Raw genomic sequence first — 19,090 nt, forward strand, 5'->3', positions numbered from 1 at the left:
TCGTCGCCGATCAGAAGATCTGGACGCGCTGCTCCGGAGCCAGCCACATGCCGTCACCCTCGGCGACCCCGAACGCCTCGTGGAACTCGTCGCAGTTGCGGGCGGCGTTCGCACGCACCTCGGTGGGGGAGTGCGGGTCGATGGCAAGGAGCCGCTTGGCCTCCTCGGTGCGTGCCTTGCCGGACCAGACCTGGGCCCAGCCGAGGAAGAACCGCTGCGGCCCGGTGTAGCCGTCGAGCTCGGGCGCGGCCTGCCCCTCCGTGGCGATCCGGTAGGCGGAGTAGCCGATGGCCAGCCCGCCCAGGTCGCCGATGTTCTCGCCCACGGTGAGTGCTCCGTTGACCTTCTCGTCGGGGGCGGCGATCGGGGACAGCGTGCTGAACTGCGCGATCAGCGCCTGGGTGCGCTCGTCGAAGCGGGACCGGTCCTCCTCGGTCCACCAGTCGCGCAGCGTGCCGGTGGCGTCGTAGCGCGAGCCCTGGTCGTCGAACCCGTGGCCGATCTCGTGGCCGATGACCGCGCCGATCCCGCCGTAGTTGACGGCGTCGTCGGCGTCCATGTCGAAGAACGGCGGCTGCAGGATGCCGGCCGGGAAGACGATCTCGTTCATCAGGGGGTGGTAGTAGGCGTTGACCGTCTGGGGAAGCATCAGCCACTCGTCACGGTCGATCGGGCCGCCCAGCTTGTCGAGCTGCCGCTTCAGCTCGAACTCGTTGGCGCGCCGCACGTTGCCGACGAGGTCGTCGTCGATGGTCAGTGCGGAGTAGTCCCGCCAGCGGTCCGGGTAGCCCACCTTGGGCGTGAACGACGCGAGCTTGGCCAGGGCCTGCTCGCGCGTCTGCGGACCCATCCAGTCCAGCCCCTCGAAGGAGCGCCGGAACGCCTCGACGAGGTTCCCGACCAGCTCGAGCATCCGCTTCTTGGCGTCGGGCGGGAAGTACTCCGCGGCATACAGCTGGCCGACGGCCTCGCCGATCGACCTCTCGACGAGGGAGACGCCACGCTTCCATCGCTCACGGTTCTCCGGGAGCCCCGAGATGACGCGCCCGGTGAAGTCGAACTCGGCGTCGACCAGCTCCTTGGTCAGCAGCGGCGCCGCCGAGGCGACGACGTGGAAGGCGAGCCAGTGCTTGAAGTCGTCGATGATGACCTCGTCCAGCGCGCCCGACAGGCCCTCGAGGTAGGACGGCTGCCCCACGACGACGTGCTCGAAGGCCTCGCGCGCCTCGAGTCCGCGGACGAAGTCGCCCCACCTGACGTTGGGGGCGAGCTCCTCGAGGGAGTCGTAGCCGTAGGGGTTGTAGCTCTTCACCGCGTCGCGGGTGGCGACGTTGTCCCAGTGGTGGCCGGCCAGCCGGGTCTCGAGCGCCACCACGCGGGCGGCCGGCGAGTCCTCGTCGGTGGCCCCGTCGCCGATGCCGGCGAACCCGAGCATCCGCGCCACATGGGGCAGGTATGCCGCGAGGATGGCCGCGTGCCGCTCCTCGCGGTAGTAGGACTCGTCCGGAAGACCGAGGCCACCCTGCCCGAGGTAGAGGACGTACTCCTCGGGGTTCTTGGCGTCGGGGGCGACCCCGAAGTCGAAGAGGCCGGGTCCGCCCTGACGGGCCAGCCGTCCCAGGGTCAGGAACAGGTCGTCGGTGCCCGTGATCGCGTGGACGGCGGCGAGGTCGTCCTCGATCGGGGACAGGCCGAGCTCCTCGACCCGCGCCTCGTCCATGAACGAGCGGTACAGGTCGCCGACCTTGCGGGTGGGCGTTCCCTCAGCGGCGTCGGTGTCGCCCGCAGCTCGCTCGATGATCGTGCGCACGCGCTCGTCGGACTGCTCACGCAGCATGTCGAAGGTGCCGTACCGGCCCCGGTCGCTGGGGATCTCGGTGGTGCGGACCCAGGTGCCGTTGGCGTGGCCGAACAGGTCGTCCTGGGGGCGGATCGTCTCGTCGCGGTGCCCGGGAAGGATGCCTGACCTCATGCGCGTGTCTCCTTTGATGCATGGATGAAGCGGTGTCGTGTGGCTGCGTCCTGCGTTGGTGACACCTTGCCACGCAGGACGGACAGCGTCGCGACCGGCACCATGCCTGTGTGCGGAGTGTGGAAGTATTCGGTGACCGCCCCATACCTTCAGGAGGATCTGTCGTGACTGCTGCCTCGGAGCAGGCCGCCCCAGCCGGATCGTCCACCCACGAATCGCCGACGCCGCGGCGTCGCGTGCTGCTCAAGCTCTCCGGCGAGGTCTTCGGAGGCGGTCGCGTCGGGCTGGCCCCGGACGTCGTCCGCGGGATCGCCCAGCAGATCGCCCAGTCGGTCAACGAGGGCATCCAGGTCGCCGTCGTCATCGGCGGGGGAAACTTCTTCCGCGGTGCCGAGCTCCAGCAGCAGGGCATGGACCGGACCCGCGCCGACTACATGGGCATGCTCGGCACGGTGATGAACTGCCTCGCCCTCCAGGACTTCCTGGAGAAGGAAGGCATCGAGACCCGCGTCCAGACCGCGATCACGATGGGCCAGGTGGCCGAGCCCTACATCCCGCGCCGCGCCATCCGTCACCTCGAGAAGGGTCGGGTCGTCATCTTCGGGGCCGGTGCGGGTATGCCGTTCTTCTCCACCGACACCGTGTCCGCCCAGCGCGCGCTGGAGATCAAGTGCGACGCCGTGCTGATGAGCAAGAACGGCGTGGACGGCGTCTACGACTCCGACCCGCGCACCAACCCCGACGCCCGCAAGCTCGACGAGATCAGCTACGCCGAGGCGCTCCAGCAGGGGCTGCGCGTGGTCGACGCCGCGGCGTTCAGCCTGTGCATGGAGAACAAGCTGCCCATGGTCGTGTTCGGCATGGAAGGCGAGGGCAATGTCGTCCGGGCGTTGCGCGGTGAGAGGATCGGCACGCTGGTCACTCCCGGCTGAGTCGGTACCAGGCCGATCCACCCACCAGACTGACCACACCACGACTGGCGCCACCCGGCAGGGGAGCGCCCGAGAAGGAGCGGGACATGATTGAAGAGACTCTGCTCGAGGCCGAAGAGAAGATGGAAAAGGCCGTCGAGGTCGCCAAGGAGGACTTCGCGGGCATCCGCACCGGTCGGGCGACCCCGGGCATGTTCAACAAGCTCACGGTCGACTACTACGGTGCACCGACCCCGCTGCAGCAGCTCGCGTCGTTCCAGACGCCCGAGGCCCGCACCATCCTCATCACCCCGTTCGACAAGTCGTCGATGGCGGAGATCGAGAAGACCCTGCGCGAGTCCGACCTCGGCGTGAACCCGAGCAACGACGGCAACATGATCCGCTGCGTGCTCCCCCTGCTCACCGAGGAGCGCCGCAAGGACTACATCAAGCTCGCTCGGCACAAGGGCGAGGACGCCAAGGTGTCGATCCGCAACATCCGCCGCAAGGCCAAGGACGAGATCGACAAGCTGGTGAAGGACGGCGAGGTCGGCGAGGACGACGGCAACCGTGGCGAGAAGGAGCTGGACGCGACCACGAAGAAGTACGTCGACACCGTGGACGAGCTGCTGAAGGGCAAGGAGTCCGAGCTGCTCGAGGTCTGAACGGCTCGCCCGCCACCTCACGCAGCGCTGGTCATGAACGTGCCCCAGTCCCGTCGCGACCGTCGTGCGGCCCGCATCGCCCCCGACGGCGCGGGTTCCGACGCGCCCGGCACGTCGCCCTCACCCGATCCCACGCAGGATGCGGGCGCAGCTGACGGGTCCGTCACCACACCGGCCCAGGGCGCGCGGCCGTCGAGGGCGGGGCGCAACCTGCCGGCGGCGATCGGCGTCGGGCTCGGCCTGGGTGCGCTGATCGTCGGCTCGTTGGTGCTCCGCAAGGAGCTGATGCTCGTCATCATCGTCGTGGCCATCGGCGTCGGCGTGTGGGAGCTGCGTCGGGCCCTTGCCCAGGTCTCGATCAACGTGCCGCTGGTCCCCAGCCTCGTGGGCAGCATCAGCATGCTCATCTCGGCCTACGTCGGGGGTGGCGAGGCGCTGGTCGTGACGGTCGGCCTGACCTGTGTCGGCATCCTGCTGTGGCGCATCGCCGACGGGGTGCTCGATGCGGTCCGTGACATCGCGGGCGGGTTCTTCGTCGCCGTCTACCCCTCGTTCCTCGCCGGCTTCGCGGCCCTCATGCTCGCCACGCCGCACGACGGCGCCCGCCGAGTCTTCCTCTTCCTCCTCGTCGCGGTGCTCAGCGACGTCGGCGGCTACGCAGCCGGCGTCCTGTTCGGCAAGCACCCCATGGCGCCGTCGGTCAGCCCCAAGAAGTCCTGGGAGGGTTTCGCCGGCTCGGTGGTCGCGTGTGTGGTGGGTGGCTCGATCGCCGTCGTGCTGACGCTCGACGGGCCCTGGTGGGGTGGTGCCCTGCTCGGAGCCAGTGCGGCCATTGCAGCGACCGTGGGCGACCTCACCGAGTCGACGATCAAGCGCGACCTCGGCATCAAGGACATGGGCACGCTGTTGCCCGGTCATGGCGGGATCATGGACCGGCTCGACTCCGTCCTCCTCGTCGCGCCGCTGGCCTGGGCGCTGCTTGCCTGGGTCGTCCCGCCCGCCTGACCCGACGGCATACCCTGCCGGCGGTGACTCATGCGCATGAGGCCGGCGCCGCGGATGTGAGGTCACGGGCAGGCACCTGCGAGACTGGGGCACCATGACCACGGACCTGCCTGAGCCCACGAGCGAGCGCCCCCAGCCGGGCCAGCTCACCTTCACCGCCCCGCGTCGTGGCAAGCCGCCGCGCCACCTCGCCGACCTGTCACCGGCCGAGCGCAAGGAGGCCGTCGAGGCATTGGGGCACAAGGGCTTCCGCGCCAAGCAGCTGTCGACGCACTACTTCGAGCGCCTTGTCGGTTCGCCCGACGAGATGACCGACCTGCCCAAGGCGATCCGCGACGAGCTCGTGGCCGACCTGCTGCCGACGCTATTGACCCCCCTCGTGCAGCGCACCGCCGACGACGGCATGACGATCAAGAACGCCTGGAAGCTGCACGACGGTGCCATCGTCGAGTCGGTCCTGATGCGCTACCCCCGGCGCGTCACCATCTGCATCTCGAGCCAAGCCGGCTGCGGAATGAACTGCCCCTTCTGCGCGACCGGACAGGCCGGGCTCACGCGCAACATGAGCGCCGCCGAGATCGTCGAGCAGGTCGTGTACGGCGCGCGGTTGCTGCGCAGCGGCGAGCTCGCCAAGGGCGTGGCCGGCTCTGGTTGGGCCTCGGCCCAAGGGGCCGCCGAGCTCGGTGACGAGGACGGTACGGAGGACGGCGAGGGCGGTCTGGCCGAGGCGACCGGACCCACCCGGATCTCCAACGTGGTGTTCATGGGCATGGGCGAGGCGCTGGCCAACTACAAGGCCGCGATCGGCGCGATCCGCCGGCTCACCGACCCCACGCCGGACGGCCTGGGGATGTCGGCACGGGGCATCACCATGTCGACGGTGGGTCTGGTCCCGGCGATCGACAAGCTGGCGGCCGAGGGCATCCCGGTCACCCTTGCGCTCTCGCTGCACGCACCCGACGACGAGCTGCGCGACGAGCTGGTGCCGATCAACACCCGGTGGAGCGTCGACGAGGCCCTCGACGCGGCGTACCGCTACTACGAAGCGACCGGTCGCCGGGTGAGCATCGAGTACGCCCTCATCAAGGACATCAACGACCACGCGTGGCGGGCCGACCTGCTGGGCAAGAAGCTCAACGCCCGGGGCCGCGGCTGGGTGCACGTCAACCCGATCCCGCTCAACCCCACCCCGGGGTCGAAGTGGACCGCCTCCCGGCCGGGTGTCGAGCAGCAGTTCGTCGAGCGCCTGCGGGCGCACGGCATCCCCACCACCATCCGCGACACCCGTGGCCAGGACATCGACGGCGCCTGTGGCCAGCTCGCCGCCTCGACCGCCTGACCGCATTTCGCCGCCGCGCTGCGCTGATCTGCCTATGCTCGTGAGGTGATCCTGCGCGCGCGCCTGCTGGCAGCCGGGGCTGTCGTCCTGCTGCTTGCGGGGTGCGCCTCGACCGGTGCCGACCCCGAGCCCGCGGCCGCCAAGGCCACTCCGGCGCCCACCACCACGACGGCCGGCCACCAGCACCCCACGACGGCCGCGCCCCCGGAGGCTCCGCTGCGCAATGGGGAGCGCTTCGTCACGCTCCGGATGCCCACGGCATACACCCCCAAGGCGCCGGCCGCACCGGGGACGGATGACTACCGCTGCTTCCTCCTCGACCCCGGTCTCACCGCCAAGACCGTCGTGACGGGCATCAACGTGCTGCCCGGCAACCCGGACGTCGTGCACCACGTGATCCTGTTCCGCGTGCCGCCGGACAAGGTGGCTGCCGCGGAGGAGAAGGACCGGCTCCAGGTCGGCGAGGGCTGGACCTGTTTCGGCGGCACCGGTGTGGAGAGCCCGGGCGCGGGCCTCAACGGTGCGCCGTGGCTGGGTGCGTGGGCACCTGGCGGGGGTGAGCGGGTGCTGGCGCCCGACCTCGGTATGCCGGTCGAGGCCGGTTCCCGGGTCATCATGCAGGTCCACTACAACCTGCTGGCAGGGCGCTCGCCTGACCAGAGCGCCGCCAAGCTGCGGGTGGCTGCCGACGACGGCGCGCGCCAGACCCTGCAGACGGTGCTGCTCCCGGCGCCCGTCGAGGTGCCGTGTCGGCCCGGCAGGACCGGCCCGCTGTGCGACCGAGCGGCCGCGATGGCCGACGTCCAGAAGCGGTTCGGCAGCGCGGGCCGGACGGGGGACGCCCTGCACCTGCTCTGCCCGGAAGCCAAGGTGGGCCCGACCCAGACCTGCACCAGACCGGTGACCCAGGGGTCGACGATCCGTGCGGTGGCAGGGCACATGCACCTGCTCGGCACGAAGATCTCGATCATCGTCAACAAGGGCAAGGCCAACGAGCGCACCGTCCTCGACATCCCGATCTGGGACTTCGACGACCAGGGCAGTCGCGCCGTGACCCCGGCTGTCCGGCTGCGGATCGGGGACACCCTCACGGTGTCGTGCACCCATGACCAGAGCCTGCGCGACAAGCTGCCGTCGTTCGCGGGGCAGCCCGAGCGCTACGTCGTCTGGGGTGAGGGCACCACCGACGAGATGTGCCTTGGCATCGTCATGGTCACCCGCCCGTAGGGCGCCCCACGCGCCCTTAGGCTGACCGCGTGAGCGCCATCCCCGCCGTCGCTGCCGAGCCCGGCCGTGAGTTCGTCCTGACGGTCTCGTGTGCCGACCGACGTGGGATCGTGCACGCCGTCTCGGGGGTGATGCTCGAGCTGTCGATGACGATCCTCGACAGCCAGCAGTTCGCCGATGTGAGGGCGGGGGAGTTCCACCTGCGGATGCACCTCGCGCGCGAAGGGTCGGCCCTGCCGGTGGCGGCCCTTGATGCCGCGATGGCAGACGTGGCAACCGAGTTCGCGATGACGTATGCCGCGCACGACCTGTCCCAGCGCCGGCGTGTGCTGGTCATGGTGAGCCAACATGGGCACTGCCTGAACGACCTGCTGTTCCGGGTCGAGAGCGGTTCGCTGCCCATCGAGGTGCCTGCGATCGTCTCCAACCACGAAGACTTCCGAAGTCTCGCCGAATGGCACGGCATCCCGTTCCACCACGTCCCGGTGACCCGCGACACCAAGCCCGCGGCGGAGGACGAGCTGCGGCGCCTGGTCGAGCACTACTCCGCAGACACAGTGGCACTGGCGCGCTACATGCAGATCCTGTCGAGCGGGCTGTGTGCCGACTTCCCCGGCCGGATCATCAACATCCACCACTCGCTGCTGCCGAGCTTCAAGGGGGCCAAGCCGTACAGCCAGGCGCACGACCGTGGGGTCAAGGTGATCGGGGCGACGGCGCACTACGTCACGGCGGACCTCGACGAGGGACCGATCATCGAGCAGGACTTCCGGCGGGTGGACCACCGGATGAGCCCGGCCGAGCTGGCCTCGGTCGGTCAGGAGCTGGAGGCGATGGCGTTCTCCCGCGCACTGCGCTGGCACGCGGAGCACCGCGTCGTCCTCCGCGGCCGCCGCACGATCGTCTTCGACTGACTCAGCGTGGCTGGATGAGGTCCCAGGCGTTGCCGTAGAGGTCCTCGAACACGGCGACGTCGCCGTACGGCTCGTGCCGCGGCTCCTCGCGGAACCGCACTCCTGCCGCGAGCATCCGCCTGTGGTCGCCGGCGAAGTCGTCGGTCGCCAGGAAGTGCATCACGCGGCCGCCGCCGGGGTCGCCGACCCGGTCGACCTGGGCAGGCGTGCTCGCCCGGGCGAGCAGCACCTGGGTGCCGTCCGAACCGGCTGGTCGGACGACGACCCAGCGGGTGCCGTCGCCGCGGTCGGTGTCCTCGACCAGCTCAAACCCCGCTCGGTCGCGGTACCACTCCAGCGCCACGTCGTAGTCGCGGACGAGCAGGGTGACGAGGCTCAGGCGCTGGCTCATTCAGCCATCCTCGCGCACGGCCCGCTGCAGGGCTCGCAGGTATCCCAGGGCCGCGACGCGCTGCAACCGCCAGGTCACCGGGCCGCCGAGGCGGGTCAGCCAACCACCGGGCCTCGTGTAGGCGCGCACCACCGCATACACCTCGTCACCGCGGCGCTCGATGAGGAAACCCTCCTCGCCGCTCTCGATGTGACCCTCCAGGGTGCCGTAGCCGAATCCGGTGCGCTCCGCGGTCTCCACGGCCCACACGATGCGGCAGGGCACCCCGAGGACGACGAGCCTGCTCAGCACCTCCACGCCCACGGCCGCCCGTGCTGCGGTCGCCTGCGGCCGCAGTCCCAGCCCGCGTTGCGGTCCATAGGTCATCAGTGACTCACAAGCGCGTCGGTATGCCGCGTCGCCGGCTCCCAGCCGCCGCTCCACCTCGAGGGGCTGGTAGCCCGCAGGCAGCGGCCCGTCCTGGGTACAGCCACGCGGCTCGTAGGTGAGCTGTCGTGAGGCCAGGTCAGCGAGCTTCATGGAGCCGACCCGCCGTCGGTGCGGTCGAGCACGATCTGGGTGGCTTCCTCGGCCGTCTCGACGAGGTGGGTCACCGAACCCATGCCGCGTTCCTGGCCGAGGGCGCGGACGGCGGCCCAGACCGGCACCGTCTCGGACCAGTACTCCTGGCCGACGAGGACGAGCGGCGCCAGTCGTGCCTGAGGTGACGCGTAGAAGAGCGGGGTGACGGCCTGGAAGATCTCCTGCACCGTGCCGGCGGCCCCCTCCAGGACCACCAGTCCCGCCGTCGCACGAGCCAGCAGGCCGTCCTCGCGGATCGCGTTGGAGAAGTACTTGCCGATGCCGTCGCAGAAGACGTTCGGCGGCTCGTGGCCGTAGAACCAGGTGGGGATGCCCAGACTGCCCGGGGCGTCGCTGCGCGGCAGGTCCGCCCGCACCGCCAGGGCGGTGCTGACCCAGGCGGCCACCGACGGCCGGAACGACGGCACCACGGCGAGCCCCTCCAGCGCCGTCTCGAGGGCGGACTCGTCCCGGGCCAGCGCCCCCAGGTTGGCGGCCTCCATCGCGCCCGGGCCGCCACCGGTAGCCACGACGAGTCCCGCGGCGGCGAGGGAGCGTCCGAGACCCGCCGCCGCGGCATACCCCGTGGTGCCGCGCGCCAGGGCGTGACCGCCCATGACGCCGACCACCTTGCGGGACCCGACGAACTCGTCCAGGGCATCCGTGATCGAGTCGTCGTGGATCGCCCTCAGCAGCGTGACGAAAGCGTCGTGGTGCAGCGCGCCGTCCTTCATCCATTGGTACGCAAGGAAATCCGGCGTCGACTCGTAGCCGCCATCGGTGAGTCCGGCGTACAGCTCCTCCGCCGTGTAGAGCGAGGCGCGGTAGGGGTCGACCGGTGCGTGCGGGTCGGTCGGGAACACGAGGGCGTGGTGCGCACCGAGGTGGGCCCCGAGGGCGGGAGAGACCCGCCCGCCGAGGACCACGAGCCCTTCGACGTCGGAGCGCGCGAGGAGGCGGTCCTCGTATGCTGTGAGGTCGAGGTCCTGGAACCGGAGGCCAGTCAGTGGACGGCCCGATGAGAGCACGGCGTCGAGGTCGGCGAGGTTCTCGATCTCGGGGTCCGGGGTGCTCCTGCGGGCGCCGTCCATGATCCGACTGTAGAGGGGCCGTCGCCGTGTCTAGAGTCGGGTCATGGATGGCCTCTTCTCGCACTGGGTGGCGACCGACGCCTGGCGGGACGAGGCGACCGCGTGGATCCGCGACGAGCTCGCTGCGGTGGGTCGGCAGGTGACCGGCGAGGTCGACCAGCGGCGGATCCGGCCGTGGTCGACCCAGCTGGTCGTGCCCACCGACCGGGGGACCGTGTGGTTCAAGGCCAACTGTCCGGCACTCGCCTTCGAGCCGGCCGTGCACCGGGCCCTCTCCTCCCTCGAGCCGGACGAGGTCGACGAACCGCTGGCCGTCGATGACGCACGCGGCTGGATGATGACGGCCGACCGCGGGGCGACCCTGGGAGACAGCCGCGACGCCACGCTCGAGGACTGGCAGGCGGTCGTGCGGCTGGCGGCGACCCTGCAGCGACGGGTCGCGGAGGAGGGGCCGACGCTCTGGAGGGCAGGGCTGCCGGACTGCTCGCCGCAGACCGTTCCTGCGCGCTACCGGTGGCTCATCGAGCAGCTGGCCGCGCTGCCTGGCGACCACCCGTCGCACCTCGCCGACGACGGGCGCACCGAGCTCGAGGAGGGGATTTCGGTTGTCGAGGAGGCCGTCGAAACCCTTTGCGCTGCAAGCCTTCCCGTCACCCTGCAGCACGGTGACCTCCATCCGCGGAACGTCTTCGCGGTGGGCAACAGCCTGCGCACGTTCGACTTCGGCGACGCCCAGTGGGCGCATGCGCTGGAGATGCTGGCTGTGCCCTACGGCTACGTCACGAGGCTGACGACCCATCCGTGGCCCGACGTGCTGTCCGCCTACGCGCAGGTGTGGTCGGACGTCATCGACTCGGCCGACCTCGAGGCGCTGATGACGCCGGCCATGGTCACCCATGGCGTCAACCGCTCGTTCACGTGGCTCGGGTCAATCGTCGGTGCCCAGCCGCACGAGCTGGCCGAGTGGGGCGACTCGCCCCTGTACTACCTCAAGCTCGCGCTGCAGCCGTTCCCGCCCGCGGACCCGGAGTCGGGGCCCTAGACGTTGCCGAGTACCCGGTCGACGGCGATCTCGACCACGACGCGCTCCGGGTTCACGCGCGGCACCCGGTAGCGGGCGGCATACCGGTCGACGGCGTCGGCCACCGCCTCGGTGTCGCTGAGCACGCGTGCCGTGCCCTCGAAGGAGAGCCAGTGACGCCCGTCTACCTGGCACACCACCGCCCGGCCCCCACCGGCTGCGTTCCGGGCCTTGCGGCTGGCGCCGCTGGTGATGACCCGGACGACGAGCGACTCCGTGTCCCAGGTGAACCCGACCGGCACCACGTGTGGCGAGCCGTCCGGGCGAAGCGTGGTCAACGTCGCGAGGTGCCGGTCCGTGACGAACTGGAGGGCGGCGGGGGACAGGTCTGCTGGTGCGGTGGCCACGTCGTAGTGTCGCAGGCCTGTGGTGCCGCGGATGGAGGCACCGCACCGGCCGTCCCTCATCGGTGCCAACCCGGTCCCTCATCCGTGCCAACCCGGTCCCTCATCCGTGCCAACCCGGTCCCTCATCCGTGCGACGTAGCTGACGTACGCCGATGGGGGACACATCCCGACTTCCCTGACCCGGGGCGTCCAGCCGGTGCTACTTTGCGGACCATGAGGCATCGGGGACGTTGGTCCGCGCCGGTCGCGGCGGCCTTGCTGATCGGCGCCCTGCCCGCCTTCGCTGCCTCCACGGCGACGGCCGTGACACCCGGCCTGTCGACGCCGACCACCACGTCGCTCGTGCCGACTCCGGCGCCCCGGTTCGGCTTCCAGCCGCTGACGCCCGCGCGGCTGGTCGACACGCGGTCGACCAGTCCCGTAGGCCCGGGCGGCGTCTTGGCAGTGCCCGTGCTCGGTCACGGCGGCGTCCCCGCTTCCGGGGTGGGCTCGGTGGCGCTGAACATCACCGCCGTCACCCCCACGAGCTCCGGCTTCCTCACCGCCTGGCCGACGGGATCCGCGAGGCCGGCGACCTCCACGGTCAACTTCACCGCGGGTCAGGTGGTGCCGAACAACACCGTGCTGGGTGTCGGCACCGGCGGCACCATCAGCGTCTACAACCTTCGAGGCTCCACGCACGTCATCGTGGACGTCACGGGATGGTTCCCCACCGGCAGCGGTGTGACCGCGGTCCCGCCAGCGCGAGTCCTCGACACCCGGTCGGGCTCGCCGCTGGGGCCCGGGGGCACCCGCACCCTCAAGGTGGCCGGCACGAGCTCACCGAGCGTTCCGGCCGACGCCGTGGCCGTCACGCTCAACATCACCGCCACCGGGCCCACGGCGACGAGCTACCTCACCGTCTACCCGGCAGGGGCGTCCCGTCCCACTTCCTCGACGCTCAACATGGTCAGGGGCAGCACGGTGGCCAACGCGACGATCGCCACCGTCGGTGCGGCGGGGTCGGTCACCATCGCGAATGCCAGTGGCTCCGTGCACGTGATCGCCGACCTGACCGGGTACCTCCTGCCGGGTATGGGCTACGTCCCCCTGGTCCCGGTGCGCGTCGCCGACACCCGCAGCGGGGACTACTTCCAGGGCGGCTTCGGGTTCGACGCGCCCTACCCGGTGGGCACCGTCAACCCTGCCAGCATGTTCGACATCACCGTGCCGCGCCGCGGAAGCGCCCCGAAGGTGCCCTTCGGAGCAGGGTCGGTCGTCCTCAACGTGACGGCGATCGCCCCGGACCGAGCCGGATACCTCAAGGTCGTGCCCGGCGACGGCTTCGGGCCCCTGCCGTCCGTCTCGACCCTCAACTTCACGGCCGGACAGGTGGTGGCGAACGGCGCCATCGTGGGTAGCCCGCTCGACGAGGTCTCGCTCAAGTCCAGCGGCGCCGTCGTCGATGCGGTGGTCGACGTGCTGGGCTACTTCCCGGCAGACGGCGTGGGCCTGATGCGGTTGGGGCCCAACTACCGCACCTACAGCCTCGGGACCGACCGGATCGGGGTCATCGCCTGCAACCCGACCGGGTACACGGTCCCGAGGGCGCAGGCCGTCGCCAACCTCACCGCGCAGGTCACGCCGTTCTTCACCTGGTTGAGCGGCGGGCGCTACGTCACGACCTTCGTCGACGCGGGCGCGGTGTCGGTGGCCGACGCGGACAGCTGCCTCAACCGGATCGGCGCGGTCTCCACGGCTGGTAAGAACCTCACGATGGCCCTGGGTGTGGACGGCCGGGGACGCAGCGAGCTCTCCGCCTCGGGCCTGGCCGGCCCGGGTAGCTGGACCGGTCCGGCGACGTACCCCCAGAACGGCAGGGACGGGCAGGTGACCGCGTCGTCGGTCCTGGCCTACGACCCCAACGGCACGATCACGCCCTTCTACAACGTGACCGCGCACGAGCTGGGGCACACTCTCGACTTCCCGCACTCGTACGTGATCAGCGGCAGCGGGGAGTACACCAACGTGATGGACCTGATGAGCTCCACCTCGGCACTGGCTCCTTGGGGAGACAACCAACCGCAGGCAACCATCGCGGCGAACAGGCTGAGGGCCGGCTGGATCGACCCGGACCAGGTGGCGCGTCACCAGACGTCCGGTTCGAGCTACGTCCTCAACCCGATCGGGGTCGCGGGCACCCAGATGGTGGCCATCCCCGGAGGGCGGGACGGCAAGTTCGTCTTCCTGGATGCCCGCACCCGCAGCGGCTACGACCTCTATGCCCAGAAGGAAGGGGTCGAGGTCTACCTCGCTGAGGACCAACCCGGCGGCTCGGGGATCCAGGGTCGCCTCGCGCCCGCCGTGGGAGCCCCCGACTCGACCGACCACGTCCTCGGTGCCGGTGAGGCGCTGACGCTCGGCGGTGGAGCTCTCACGGTCAGCGTCGGTGCCCGGAACGCCCAGGGTGGCTACACCGTGACGGTGACCGGCACGTCGTGGAACTTCCCGACCCTCTTCGGGGCCGGGCTGGTTCGGGCCACCTCCGACGTCGTGGTCCCCGAGATCCGACAAGGTCCGCCACGCACCGTCGTCCCTCGCTGACCGTCGCCGGTGTGGGCCGCCCGTGTGGTGCCCTAGTGACCGGTGAGGGCACCCAGCAACGTCGCAATCCGCGCCGGGCGACCGGTGCGCGCCTCCTCGCCATCGGCGGCGTGGGCCAGCCGCAGGCCGGCGTTGATCCCGGCCCACCGAAGCGGTTCGGGCTCCCAGCGTCGGCTGCGGTGCCCGACCCAGGGCAGCTCCGTGAGTGGGGTATGCCGACCCGTCACCAGGTCCGCGAGGGTGCGCCCCGCGAGGTTGGTGGCCGCGACCCCGTCGCCGACGTAGCCGCCCGCCCACCCGAGTCCGGTGGAGGGGTCGTGACCGACCGAGGGGTGCCAGTCGCGGGCGATGCCCAGGGGCCCACCCCACGCATGGGTGAAGCGAACGCCCTCGACCTGGGGGAGCAGGTCGGTCAACGTTGCGCGCAGGTCTGCGAAAACCGTTGCCTCGTGGTCGAACTCGGGCTCGATCCGTGACCTGTAGTGGTAGGGCGCGCCTCGTCCGCCGAAGGCGAGCCGGTCGTCGGCGGTGCGCTGCCCGTAGATGATGACGTGGCGGTGGTCGCTGAACACCTCACGCTCGGCGAGCCCGATGGCCGCCCACTGGGCTGCCGGGAGCGGCTCGGTGGCGACCATGAGTGAGTAGACGGGCGCGACGGTGCGGCGCTCCCCGGGCAATGTGGGCGTCCACGCCTCCGTGGCCCGGATGACGTGACGCGCAACGACCTGACCCCCGTCGGCAAGCTTGGCCCGACCCGGCTCGATGGTGCCGACGCGGACTCCCTCGACCACCTCCGCGCCCTGGGCACGGACCGTGACTGCCAGGCCGTCGACGAGCTGCCGGGGGTGGACCCGTGCGCAGTGTGGTGTGAAGGTTGCGCCCTGGACCTGGCTGGCGGCCATCCGCTCGCTCGCCTCGGGAGCGTCGAGCCACCGGGTGCCAGTGCCCCACTGGTCGGCGTGGGCCACCTCGGCCCGCGCCCGCGTGACCTGGGCGGCAGACCGTGCGAGGGCAAGGGATCCACCCTTGCGGAATCCGCAGCCGATGCCCGCGGATTCCGTTGCCCTGCCTACCTCGTCGACCGTGTTTCGCAGCTCCGCGAGCATCGCCATGGCCGCAGTCCGTCCGCGACGGCGGGCCAGCGCCTCCGGACCCACCGGCCACAGGGCCGACACCCAGCCACCGTTGCGTCCGCTCGCGCCGAAGCCAACGTGCTCCGCCTCGAGGACGAGGACGTCGAGGGACGGATCGGCCAGCAGCAGGTAGTGCGCGGTCCACAGTCCGGTGAACCCGCCGCCCACGATCACCACGTCGGCCCGGTGCGGGACGGGCGGCGAGGAGGGCCCGGACGCCGGCGACGCGGCATCCGGGCCCTCCTGCGCCCCCTGGTCCCACCAGAGCGGCTGGGTCACGAGGTGAGGTCGGCGGTCAGAGGTGCTTCTCGGCGCCGGTGAGCACCGAGCGGAGCCGGGACTCGATGTCGTCGAACTCGGTCTGGCCGATGATCAGCGGCGGCGCGAGCTGGATGACCGGGTCGCCCCGGTCGTCGGCCCGGCAGTAGAGACCGGCGTCGAAGAGTGCCTTGGACAGGTAGCCGCGCAGCAGCCGCTCGGACTCCGCGTCGTTGAACGTCTCGCGGGTCTCCTTGTCCTTGACCAGCTCGATGCCGTAGAAGTACCCGGCACCACGGACGTCGCCGACGATGGGCAGGTCGAGCAGCTTCTCGAGGGTGGCCCGGAACTTCGGGGCGTTTTCCTTCACGTGCGCGTTGAGGCCCTCGCGCTCGAAGATGTCGAGGTTGGCCATCGCCACCGCGGAGGACACCGGGTGGCCGCCGAAGGTGTAGCCGTGCATGAACGACGTGGTGCCCTTCTTGAACGGCTCGAACAGGCGGTCGCTGGCGATCATCGCGCCGATGGGGGAGTAGCCGGACGTCATGCCCTTGGCGCAGGTGATGATGTCAGGGACGTAGTTGAAGTCGTCGCAGGCGAACATCGAGCCGATCCGCCCGAACGAGCAGATCACCTCGTCGGACACCAGCAGGACGTCGTACTCGTCGCAGATCTCGCGCACCCGCTCGAAGTACCCGGGCGGCGGCGGGAAGCAGCCACCGGAGTTCTGGACCGGCTCGAGGAAGACGGCGGCCACCGTGTCGGGGCCCTCGAACTCGATGGCCTCGGCGATCCGGTCGGCGGCCCAGAGGCCGAACGCCTTGTCGTCATCGCGCAGGTGCTCCGGGGCGCGGTAGGCGTTCGTGTTCGGGACCTTGAAGGCGCCCGGGACCAGCGGCTCGAACATCTCCTTGGCTGCGGGGATACCGGTGATGGACAGCGCGCCCTGCGGGGTGCCGTGGTAGGCCACCGCGCGGCTGATCACCTTGTGCTTGGTCGGCTTGCCGGTCAGCTTGAAGTACTGCTTCGCGAGCTTCCAGGCGGTCTCGACGGCTTCGCCGCCACCGGTGGTGAAGAAGACCCGGTTGAGGTCGCCGGGGGCGCCGGCGGCGAGCCGCTCGGCGAGCTCGATCGCGCGGGGGTGCGCGTAGGACCACAGCGGGAAGAAAGCCAGCTCCTTGGCCTGCTTCGCCGCGGCCTCGGCGAGCTCCTGGCGGCCGTGCCCGACCTGCACGACGAACAGCCCGGCGAGGCCGTCGATGTACTCGTTGCCCTTGTCGTCCCAGATCTTGTGGCCCTCACCGCGGACGATGACGGGTACCTTGCCACCCTCCTCGTAGGTGGAGTGGCGGGTGAAGTGCATCCACAGGTGATCCCGGGCGGCATCGGTGTATGCCGTGCCGGCGGGAGTCGTGGTGCGCGTGGTCTCGGTGCTCATCGGGTACCCCAGTTGTAGTGCTGCTTGTTGAGTTTCAGGTAGACGAACGTCTCGGTGCTCTGCACCCCCGGGAGGGTGCGGATGCGGCGGGTCAGCAGGTCGAGCAGCTCCGCGTCGTCCTCGCAGACGACCTCGGCCAGCAGGTCGAAGGATCCGGCCGTCGTGACGACGTAGGACACCTCCGACATGGCGGTCAGCGCATCACCGACGGGCAGCAGGTCACCATCGACGCGGATGCCGATCATGGCCTGCCGGCGGAAGCCCACCTGCAGGGGATCGGTCACCGCGACGATCTGCATGACCTCCTGGTCGAGGAGGCGTTGCACACGCTGGCGCACCGCCGCCTCGGACAGCCCCACGCGCTTGGCGATCGTGGCGTAGGACTGTCGACCGTCCACCTGCAGCTGCTCGATGATCGCCTTCGACACGTCGTCGAGGCGCACATCGGTGCTGTTGCTGGCGGGCCGGGTCACGCTGGCCATGGTGTCCCTCGAAGGGGCTTCGCGCAAGTCCCAACACGACGGAATCGGTGGCACCTGCAGCGAAATGGCGACGGTTTCCGCATTCCGCTGGCAGGAACCTATTGAAATCCGCCGTGAGGCGGCTACAGTGCCAGACACCGGAATCAGTACCCGATCCGTATTGGAGCATCAGTGACTGCCACGTCCGCGGGCCCCCGTGTCCTGCGCAACTTCATCAACGGCGAGTTCGTGGAGGCGCAGACCGATGCGACCTCCGACATCGTCAGCCCGGTGACCGCCCAGGTCGTCGCGAAGGCCCCCATCTCCACCGCCGCCGACGTCGACGCCGCCTACTCCTCGGCTGCCAAGGCCTTCGAGGAGTGGGGGCAGACCACCCCCAGCGAGCGCCAGCAGGCCCTGCTCAAGTTCGCCGACGCCATCGAGAAGCGGGCCGACGAGTTCGTCAAGCTCGAGTCCGAGAACACCGGCAAGCCGCACGCCCTGACGGCGAGCGAAGAGATCCCGCCCATGGTCGACCAGCTGCGGTTCTTCGCCGGCGCCGCCCGCGTGCTCGAGGGTCGCGCCGCGGGCGAGTACATGAAGGGCCACACCAGCTGGGTCCGCCGCGAGCCGATCGGCGTCGTCGGCCAGGTGACCCCCTGGAACTACCCGATGATGATGGCTGTCTGGAAGATCGGTCCGGCCCTCGCGGCCGGCAACACCATCGTCCTCAAGCCGTCCGACACCACTCCCGAGACGACCCTGCTGATGGCCGAGATCGCCTCCGAGTTCCTGCCGCCGGGCACCTTCAACGTCGTCACCGGTGACCGCGACACCGGCCGCGCCGTCGTCGAGCACAAGACGCCCGCCCTCGTGGCGATCACCGGCTCCGTGCGGGCCGGCATGCAAGTGGCCGAGAGTGCCAGCCGCAACCTCAAGCGGGTCCACCTCGAGCTGGGTGGCAAGGCGCCGGTCATCGTCTTCGACGATGCCGACATCGAAGCCGCCGTCGAGGGCATCGCCATCGCCGGGTACTTCAACGCCGGGCAGGACTGCACCGCGGCGACCCGGGTGCTCGCCGCTCCGCACATCCACGACGACTTCGTCGCGGCGCTGGGGGAGTACGCCAAGAACTCGGCGACGGTCGGTCTTCCGGACAACGACGACGCGCTGCTCGGCCCGGTGAACAACCGTGGCCAGCTCGAGCGGATCGAGGGGTTCATCTCGCGGCTGCCCGACCACGCGTCGATCGCAGCCGGCGGGCACCGGATGTCCAGCCTGGGTGACGGATTCTTCCTCGAGCCGACTGTGCTGTCGGGGCTCCAGCAGGACGACGAGGCGATCCAGGACGAGATCTTCGGCCCGGTCATCACCGTCCAGCGCTTCACCGACGAGGCCGAGGCCCTGCGTTGGGCCAATGGCGTGGACTACGGCCTGGCCTCCAGCGTCTGGACCAAGGACTTCGGCCGGGCGATGCGAGTGTCCAAGGCGCTCGACTTCGGCTGCGTCTGGATCAACACGCACATCCCGATCGTCGCCGAGATGCCCCACGGCGGGTTCAAGAAGTCGGGCTACGGCAAGGACCTCTCCATGTACGGCTTCGAGGACTACACCCGCATCAAGCACGTCATGGCCAACATCGACAGCTGACCCCGGTCACCCACCGCGGACATACCGCAGGCAGCCCCGACCCCAGACCCGGGAACCCCTGAC

General features: G+C 70.3%; 17 protein-coding genes. 9 read left to right on the top strand and 8 right to left on the bottom strand.

Annotation, left to right across the window (positions count from 1 at the left end; all coding sequences use genetic code 11):
- Nucleotides 1–10 precede the first annotated feature (10 nt).
- The gene (locus tag EAH86_RS13530; protein ID WP_140741592.1) at nt 11–1,972 is read right to left on the bottom strand and encodes a M13 family metallopeptidase; all 1,962 of its coding nucleotides are present in this window, start codon (nt 1,970–1,972) and stop codon (nt 11–13) included.
- 236 nt (nt 1,973–2,208) lie between these two features.
- Here EAH86_RS13530 and pyrH point away from each other — a divergent pair, with 236 nt between their 5' ends.
- The 6 genes from pyrH to purU all read left to right on the top strand — a co-directional run bounded on the left by pyrH (nt 2,209) and on the right by purU (nt 8,033).
- On the top strand, nt 2,209–2,904 hold the full coding sequence (gene pyrH, locus EAH86_RS13535) for a UMP kinase (RefSeq protein ID WP_241668378.1): 696 nt from the start codon (nt 2,209–2,211) through the stop codon (nt 2,902–2,904).
- Between the two features lie 86 nt (nt 2,905–2,990).
- Nucleotides 2,991–3,548 (top strand): ribosome recycling factor, encoded by a 558-nt coding sequence (gene frr / locus EAH86_RS13540; RefSeq protein ID WP_140741596.1) that lies wholly within the window; start codon nt 2,991–2,993, stop codon nt 3,546–3,548.
- A gap of 33 nt (nt 3,549–3,581) precedes the next feature.
- The gene (locus EAH86_RS13545; protein WP_140741598.1) at nt 3,582–4,553 is read left to right on the top strand and encodes a phosphatidate cytidylyltransferase; all 972 of its coding nucleotides are present in this window, start codon (nt 3,582–3,584) and stop codon (nt 4,551–4,553) included.
- A gap of 94 nt (nt 4,554–4,647) precedes the next feature.
- Entirely contained in the window at nt 4,648–5,892 is a 1,245-nt protein-coding gene (gene rlmN, locus EAH86_RS13550; RefSeq protein ID WP_140741600.1) for a 23S rRNA (adenine(2503)-C(2))-methyltransferase RlmN, read from the top strand.
- Nucleotides 5,893–5,937: 45 nt separating this feature from the next.
- Nucleotides 5,938–7,119: a hypothetical protein gene (locus EAH86_RS13555; protein ID WP_241668357.1), complete on the top strand. Its 1,182-nt coding sequence runs from the start codon at nt 5,938–5,940 to the stop codon at nt 7,117–7,119.
- A gap of 29 nt (nt 7,120–7,148) precedes the next feature.
- Complete coding sequence (purU, locus tag EAH86_RS13560; RefSeq protein WP_206665829.1) at nt 7,149–8,033, top strand: formyltetrahydrofolate deformylase; 885 nt, start codon at nt 7,149–7,151, stop codon at nt 8,031–8,033.
- Between the two features lies 1 nt (nt 8,034).
- Here the strand turns inward: purU and EAH86_RS13565 are convergent, their stop codons facing one another.
- Genes EAH86_RS13565 through EAH86_RS13575 form a run of 3 tightly spaced genes read right to left on the bottom strand, consistent with a single transcriptional unit; the run spans nt 8,035 to nt 10,076 of the window.
- Nucleotides 8,035–8,424 carry a VOC family protein gene (locus EAH86_RS13565; RefSeq protein WP_140741602.1) on the bottom strand — a complete coding sequence of 130 codons (390 nt, stop codon included), beginning with the start codon at nt 8,422–8,424 and terminating at the stop codon, nt 8,035–8,037.
- On the bottom strand, nt 8,425–8,943 hold the full coding sequence (locus EAH86_RS13570; RefSeq protein WP_140741604.1) for a DUF1990 family protein: 519 nt from the start codon (nt 8,941–8,943) through the stop codon (nt 8,425–8,427).
- The gene (locus EAH86_RS13575; RefSeq protein WP_140741606.1) at nt 8,940–10,076 is read right to left on the bottom strand and encodes an LOG family protein; all 1,137 of its coding nucleotides are present in this window, start codon (nt 10,074–10,076) and stop codon (nt 8,940–8,942) included. The genes EAH86_RS13570 and EAH86_RS13575 overlap by 4 nt, the downstream gene beginning before the upstream one ends.
- Nucleotides 10,077–10,119: 43 nt before the next feature.
- On the opposite strand from EAH86_RS13575, the gene EAH86_RS13580 reads away from it, so the two are divergent.
- Nucleotides 10,120–11,118, top strand: coding sequence for a phosphotransferase (locus EAH86_RS13580; protein ID WP_140741608.1), 999 nt, complete (start codon nt 10,120–10,122; stop codon nt 11,116–11,118).
- On the opposite strand, the gene EAH86_RS13585 is transcribed toward EAH86_RS13580, so the two are convergent.
- The gene (locus tag EAH86_RS13585) at nt 11,115–11,504 is read right to left on the bottom strand and encodes a PPOX class F420-dependent oxidoreductase (RefSeq protein WP_241668358.1); all 390 of its coding nucleotides are present in this window, start codon (nt 11,502–11,504) and stop codon (nt 11,115–11,117) included. The two genes, EAH86_RS13580 and EAH86_RS13585, sit on opposite strands and share 4 nt — an antisense overlap.
- 213 nt (nt 11,505–11,717) lie before the next feature.
- Between EAH86_RS13585 and EAH86_RS13590 the strand changes: the two genes are divergently transcribed.
- On the top strand, nt 11,718–14,087 hold the full coding sequence (locus EAH86_RS13590) for a hypothetical protein (RefSeq protein ID WP_140741612.1): 2,370 nt from the start codon (nt 11,718–11,720) through the stop codon (nt 14,085–14,087).
- A gap of 32 nt (nt 14,088–14,119) precedes the next feature.
- Here the strand turns inward: EAH86_RS13590 and EAH86_RS13595 are convergent, their stop codons facing one another.
- The 3 genes from EAH86_RS13595 to EAH86_RS13605 are packed head-to-tail and all read right to left on the bottom strand — an operon-like array spanning nt 14,120 to nt 17,398.
- Entirely contained in the window at nt 14,120–15,499 is a 1,380-nt protein-coding gene (locus EAH86_RS13595; protein WP_140741614.1) for an NAD(P)/FAD-dependent oxidoreductase, read from the bottom strand.
- Nucleotides 15,500–15,515: 16 nt separating this feature from the next.
- Nucleotides 15,516–16,916: an aspartate aminotransferase family protein gene (locus tag EAH86_RS13600; RefSeq protein WP_140741616.1), complete on the bottom strand. Its 1,401-nt coding sequence runs from the start codon at nt 16,914–16,916 to the stop codon at nt 15,516–15,518.
- Entirely contained in the window at nt 16,913–17,398 is a 486-nt protein-coding gene (locus tag EAH86_RS13605; RefSeq protein ID WP_140741618.1) for an Lrp/AsnC family transcriptional regulator, read from the bottom strand. The genes EAH86_RS13600 and EAH86_RS13605 overlap by 4 nt, the downstream gene beginning before the upstream one ends.
- A 171-nt stretch (nt 17,399–17,569) precedes the next feature.
- Between EAH86_RS13605 and EAH86_RS13610 the strand changes: the two genes are divergently transcribed.
- Nucleotides 17,570–19,027, top strand: coding sequence for a gamma-aminobutyraldehyde dehydrogenase (locus tag EAH86_RS13610; RefSeq protein ID WP_140741620.1), 1,458 nt, complete (start codon nt 17,570–17,572; stop codon nt 19,025–19,027).
- Nucleotides 19,028–19,090: the final 63 nt, after the last annotated feature.

The organism is Pedococcus bigeumensis (assembly GCF_006438965.1).
Taxonomy (GTDB): domain Bacteria; phylum Actinomycetota; class Actinomycetes; order Actinomycetales; family Dermatophilaceae; genus Pedococcus; species Pedococcus bigeumensis_A.

What these genes read in the sequence shown, in the direction of transcription:
- rlmN (WP_140741600.1), top strand. Translation starts at nt 4,648, where the DNA reads ATGACCACGGACCTGCCTGAGCCCACGAGCGAGCGCCCCCAGCCGGGC.
- frr (WP_140741596.1), top strand. Translation starts at nt 2,991, where the DNA reads ATGATTGAAGAGACTCTGCTCGAGGCCGAAGAGAAGATGGAAAAGGCC.
- EAH86_RS13570 (WP_140741604.1), bottom strand. Translation starts at nt 8,943, where the DNA reads ATGAAGCTCGCTGACCTGGCCTCACGACAGCTCACCTACGAGCCGCGT.
- EAH86_RS13565 (WP_140741602.1), bottom strand. Translation starts at nt 8,424, where the DNA reads ATGAGCCAGCGCCTGAGCCTCGTCACCCTGCTCGTCCGCGACTACGAC.
- EAH86_RS13605 (WP_140741618.1), bottom strand. Translation starts at nt 17,398, where the DNA reads ATGGCCAGCGTGACCCGGCCCGCCAGCAACAGCACCGATGTGCGCCTC.
- EAH86_RS13580 (WP_140741608.1), top strand. Translation starts at nt 10,120, where the DNA reads ATGGATGGCCTCTTCTCGCACTGGGTGGCGACCGACGCCTGGCGGGAC.
- EAH86_RS13545 (WP_140741598.1), top strand. Translation starts at nt 3,582, where the DNA reads ATGAACGTGCCCCAGTCCCGTCGCGACCGTCGTGCGGCCCGCATCGCC.
- EAH86_RS13590 (WP_140741612.1), top strand. Translation starts at nt 11,718, where the DNA reads ATGAGGCATCGGGGACGTTGGTCCGCGCCGGTCGCGGCGGCCTTGCTG.
- EAH86_RS13575 (WP_140741606.1), bottom strand. Translation starts at nt 10,076, where the DNA reads ATGGACGGCGCCCGCAGGAGCACCCCGGACCCCGAGATCGAGAACCTC.
- EAH86_RS13530 (WP_140741592.1), bottom strand. Translation starts at nt 1,972, where the DNA reads ATGAGGTCAGGCATCCTTCCCGGGCACCGCGACGAGACGATCCGCCCC.
- EAH86_RS13600 (WP_140741616.1), bottom strand. Translation starts at nt 16,916, where the DNA reads ATGAGCACCGAGACCACGCGCACCACGACTCCCGCCGGCACGGCATAC.